The 5,297-nt window shown below is 56.4% G+C and carries 4 protein-coding genes; 2 read left to right on the top strand and 2 right to left on the bottom strand.

Annotation, left to right across the window (positions count from 1 at the left end; all coding sequences use genetic code 11):
- The coding region (gene pnp / locus E1297_RS35000; RefSeq protein WP_155146559.1) for a polyribonucleotide nucleotidyltransferase at positions 1–2,054 on the bottom strand (2,054 nt) is incomplete at its 3' end.
- A 227-nt stretch (positions 2,055–2,281) separates the two neighbouring features.
- On the bottom strand, positions 2,282–3,010 hold the full coding sequence (locus tag E1297_RS34995; RefSeq protein WP_155146356.1) for a hypothetical protein: 729 nt from the start codon (positions 3,008–3,010) through the stop codon (positions 2,282–2,284).
- A gap of 411 nt (positions 3,011–3,421) precedes the next feature.
- Between E1297_RS34995 and E1297_RS34990 the strand changes: the two genes are divergently transcribed.
- Positions 3,422–4,795 (top strand): amidohydrolase family protein, encoded by a 1,374-nt coding sequence (locus E1297_RS34990; protein ID WP_155146354.1) that lies wholly within the window; start codon positions 3,422–3,424, stop codon positions 4,793–4,795.
- 45 nt (positions 4,796–4,840) lie between these two features.
- The coding region (locus tag E1297_RS49285) for a hypothetical protein (protein ID WP_209016193.1) at positions 4,841–5,297 on the top strand (457 nt) is incomplete at its 3' end.

The raw sequence follows: 5,297 nt of genomic DNA, 5'->3' as shown, positions 1-5,297 counted from the left end.
CGATCGTCAAAGCCCAGCAGCTTGACCTTTACTTCCTGACCTTCTTTCAGAACATCCGACGGATGGTTCAGGCGGCGGTTCTCGATCTGGGACACGTGGACCAGACCGTCGCGCTTGCCAAAGAAGTTCACGAAGGCGCCGAAGTCGACGATCTTGACCACTTTACCGGTGTAAACTTGGCCTTCTTCTGGCTCGGCCACGATCGAATAGATCATGTCATAGGCCTTCTTGATCGATTCACCGTCAGGCGAGGCGATCTTGATGACGCCGTCGTCGTTGATGTCGACCTTGGCACCCGAGGTTTCCACGATCTCGCGGATGACCTTGCCGCCCGAGCCGATTACTTCACGGATCTTGTCGGTCGGGATGTTCATGGTCTCGATGCGCGGAGCGTGGACCGAGAATTCGTTGGTCTCGGACAGGGCTTTGCCCATCTCGCCCAGAATGTGCATCCGGCCTTCTTTGGCCTGTGCCAGAGCGGTTTCCATGATCTGCGGCGTGATGCCTGCGACCTTGATGTCCATCTGCAGCGAGGTGATGCCGTTCTCGGTACCCGCCACTTTGAAGTCCATGTCGCCTAGGTGGTCTTCGTCACCCAGGATGTCGGTCAGAACAGCGTAATCACCGTCATCTTCAAGGATCAGACCCATGGCCACACCGGCAACCGGTGCTTTCAGCGGAACACCCGCATCCATCATCGACAGCGAACCGCCGCAGACAGAAGCCATCGAGGACGAACCGTTGGATTCAGTGATCTCCGACACCACGCGGATGGTGTAGGGGAAGTCGGTCGGTGCGGGCAGAACAGCCTGTAGCGCGCGCCATGCCAGCTTGCCGTGGCCGATTTCGCGGCGACCGGGCGAACCAACGCGGCCAACTTCACCAACCGAATACGGAGGGAAGTTATAGTGCAGCAGGAAGTTCGATTTGAAGTTGCCGTGCAGTGCGTCGATGAACTGTTCGTCGTCACCGGTGCCCAGCGTGGTCACGGCCAGTGCCTGTGTTTCACCACGGGTGAACAGGGCAGAACCGTGCGTACGCGGCAGCAGCGAGGTTTCAGCATCGATCGCACGGACATCGGTGGTCGAGCGACCGTCGATGCGCTTGCCGCCTTTGACAACGTCGCCGCGCAGGATGCCGGCTTCCAGCTTTTTCATCGCCGAACCCAGGTTGCCGTCTTCCAGCTGTTCCTCGGTCAGCGCTTCCTTGATCGCTTCACGGGCAGCGGCAACAGCGGCGGTGCGCTCTTGCTTGTCGGTGATTGCGAAGGCGGCGCGCATCTGCTCTTCACCGGCGGCTGCAACGGCAGCGTACAGTTCCGAGTAATCGGGCGCTTCGAATTCAAACGGCTCTTTGGCGGTTTCTTCGGCCAGATCGATGATCAGGTCCAGAACCGGCTGGATCTGCTCATGCGCGAAGTTCACGGCGCCCAGCATTTCAGCCTCGGACAGCTCGTAAGCTTCGGATTCAACCATCATCACGGCGTTCTTGGTGCCGGCAACAACCAGGTCCAGACGCTGTTCCGGGTTCAGGCGCAGGTCCTGCATGTCGTCCACGGTCGGGTTCAGGACATATTCGCCATCCACGAAACCAACGCGGGCACCTGCGATCGGACCACGGAACGGTGCGCCCGAGATGGTCAGGGCAGCCGAAGCGGCGATCATCGCAACGATGTCAGGGTCGTTGACCAGATCGTGGCTCAGCACGGTGCACATCACCAGAACTTCGTTTTTGAAGCCGTCAACGAACAGCGGGCGGATCGGACGGTCGATCAGACGCGCGGTCAGCGTCTCTTTCTCGGTCGGGCGCGCCTCGCGCTTGAAGAAGCCACCCGGAACTTTACCGGCGGCATAGTATTTCTCTTGGTAGTGCACGGTCAGCGGGAAAAAATCCTGACCGGGCTTTTGTTGCTTGGCAAAGGTTACGTTCGCCATGACGCTGGTTTCGCCCAGCGTGGCAATCACGGTGCCGTCGGCCTGGCGCGCAACTTTGCCAGTTTCCAGTGTGAGCGTCTCTTCGCCCCACTGCATCGATTTCTTAGTTACATCAAACATATGCGTATCCTAGATGGGAGCACTCCCGGCCCTCCGGGTCTCCCGTTTGCATGGCGGCCCCATTGCCGCCGACCCCAATTTATCTTCCATTCGAGTGCCGGGGTCAGGGCACAACGTCTCAGATACCGCGCGCATACATGAGAATGGGCCGAATTAAAAGAGGTCTCACTTTCGTGGGCGATCATCAGCCTCGACAGATCGAAAATCAGCCGAACACCTGCCCAAACTCAAAACGACCGCTCGCGAGATTTGCGCAGCGCGCGAATGTCAGTCTCAGTTTCAGGGCCTGTGGGTTGCACTGGTTTCCTCTGGGCCTCGGGGCTTCCGTCAAACTTCAACAGGGCCAGAGCCGATGCCGACCAGATCCACGAATTCAGCCACAAAAGCCCGGCTAAGGCGGCTATGCCTTGGAGTATGATATCCAGGTCAAAATCCGGCAAAGCCTGCCCCGTAACGATGGAAATTATGGATACGACGAGTGGTAGAACCGCGAACAGAAGCGTTAACAGTTCAAAATAAAACTGCAGGAAGAAAGACACGAAAAAGATGCAGAACAGCGGCAGAAAGCTGCGTCCGAGGCCATAAAAGAAACCATTGCTTGGCGTTCTGTGGCCCGCTTCTCTGGCAGCATTTGCCAGCGGCACCGCCATGATGGCGTAAGTAACCGTCAGAACCACGACGACGACGGCTATCTTGATGCTCACCGCGATCAAGGCAAAGGCAACTTGGGTGGATTGCGGTGTGTTCTTGAACGCATCCAACGAAATGGGTACGCCGACCTGCCACATGGCGACCAGAACAGCGATGGCGTTAGCAAGCAAGACCAAACCGCCCACCACGACAAAAAAGAAGACCCCGTACATAAACGAGTTCAATGCCAGAATCTTGAAGTCAGTATGGCGTAAATCACCCTTTACTGCCAACGCCACGCGAATGCCGAACAGGCTGATGAACATGGCTGTGACTGGTCCGCTGACGTAGCTTGCGAAGCCGAGTGTAACGATACCCAGTACAGCCCAAACCACAAACGAAGCGGCGCTGATCAGGATCACGGGAACAACCATTCGCGCAAAAACGCCAAATGACAGAAGTAACGAACTGAATATGAGGGTCATTGGTAGGCGCCTTTGAAAGAAGGGTGGTAAGCGCGCCAGACGGCAATCCGGTCCGCCCGACGGTTTTATAAGTTCTGAGTAATAGCCTGAGTGATCGAATTCTTGTTTTGCGGGAATCTACCTAAAGGAGATTTGTTTGCAAGATCAACCAAACCCGAAGTTGGTGAAGCGCTACCCTTCTCAACAGTAAAATTAACATATGGAATTTTGAAAATATGATCTACCATCCGATCAGGGATCGGAGGGAGTGAGATGAAAGCACGTGCAATCGGACTTGCGTTTGGCCTTTTGGCATCCGCCGCTGCGGCACAGGATGCGCCTGAACAAACGTTGTTCACCAATGTCCATGTTTTTGACGGTTTAAATGAACAACGGATTGAGAATGCAAGCGTTCTGGTCGAAGGCAACCTGATCAAAACCGTTTCGACAGATGCGATCGATGCGCCGGATGCCACGGTGATTGATGGTGGTGGGCGCACCCTGTCACCGGGTTTTATCGAAACACATGCTCATCTGATGCTGATGGGGCCAAGCATTCCTGCGATGGAGGCAAACGCCACTTGGGAAGACTTTGGCATCCACGGTACCCGCATGGCCGAGATGTATCTGATGCAGGGTTTCACGACCGTGCGGGATGCCGGTGGTGCAAACGGCGGATTGCGACGGGCAATTGATGCAGGCCAGATCCTCGGCCCACGCTATTATCCCTCTGGCGCATTTCTGGGCACGCGTGGTGGTCACGCAGATTTCGCCAGCTTCACCTCGCCACCCGGTGCCTCGACCAATTTCGGACGCCTGAACATGGCGCAGGAGGTGGACAGCGTTGCAGATGTTCTGAAGTTTGGTCGAAACAATTTCCGCATGGGTGCAACCCAACTGAAATACATGCAGTCAGGTGGTGTGGTTTCGGCCTTTGATCCGTGGCAACTGCTGGCCGGTTCCCCCGAGGAAATCGAGGCCGCCGTGCAGGTTGCGAATGAGTATGGCAGCTACGTGATGGCCCATTCCTATCGGAAAGAAGCGATCATGAATGCCCTGAATGCGGGCGTCAAAAGTATCGAACACGGGTTCTCTTTCGACTGTGAAATCGCGGCACTGATGAATGAGAAAGGGGCTTATATCACAACTAATCTGACGGCCTTTGATCCCGGCCTTCTGGAAATCCCCGCCGTAGCAAGCGTTCCTTCGAGCCTTGCCAAGGCCAAGTCCGCATCCGAAACCTTTGCCGGCTATATCGACAACATGCGCGAATGCCCCGTCAAACGCGGTTTCCAGACGGATTGCGTCGGCTCGGTCGAGGCGTGCAATATTCAGATTGCCTATGAAAAGAAGCTCAACAATGACTTCTTCGGGCCTCTCACTTCGATGGTCACTTTGACCTCAACAGGGGGTGAAATCGTTGCACTGTCCGGTGATTTCATGAACCCTTATCCCGCAGGTAAGCTCGGCGTGATCGAAGAGGGGGCTTATGCGGATATCCTGCTGATTGACGGCAACCCGCTAGAGGATTTCTCGGTCGTGGGAACAGGCGATCAGTGGTTTGGCGCTGATCCAAGGCCCGAAAGCCCGGAAACGATCCGGCTGATCATGAAGGATGGCGTGATCTATAAGAACACGCTGCAATGATCTAAGGTGGAACTGCCGCAATACGCGATGCGACGGAGAATGCAGATGAAAACCTTGTTTCGGCTGATTACGGTGGCTGCGCTGCTTTTGGCGGGGCAAGCCTCTTTTGCCGCGCCAGGTGTCGCGCTGGACTGGTCCGATCTGCCCGACCCGTCTGTGCAGGTCTTTGAGGATCCGTATCGCGACCTCAGCCCGGAACAGTTTGATGATCTGCTGTTTGTCGTCCGGCTGCGGGGCAGGTTGGCTCAGGATACCGGCAGCGCGGAAGAGCGGCAGAAGTGGCAGGAGTTGCTGACTGAGACCGAAGAGGCGCTGGCGGCGGATAATGTCGATGTCGACTGGCTGTTGGACCAGCGGCAGGTGGTGACCGAGCGCCGCAAGAAAGCCGGAACCGCAGGTAACCCGGAATTTGATGGTCAGACCATTACGCTTGCGGGATTTGCCATTCCCGCTCCGCCTGATCCGGATGGTCAACCGGTCGCCTATCTGGTGCCCGAACGTG

The organism is Roseibium sp. RKSG952 (assembly GCF_009711355.1).
Note: the sequence above shows the minus strand (reverse complement) of the source record. Positions and strands in the feature narration are given on the sequence as shown.

Bases quoted from the DNA above. Each gene is read 5' to 3' on its own strand.
- E1297_RS34995 (WP_155146356.1), bottom strand. From the start codon at position 3,010: ATGTTCATCAGCCTGTTCGGCATTCGCGTGGCGTTGGCAGTAAAGGGT.
- E1297_RS34990 (WP_155146354.1), top strand. From the start codon at position 3,422: ATGAAAGCACGTGCAATCGGACTTGCGTTTGGCCTTTTGGCATCCGCC.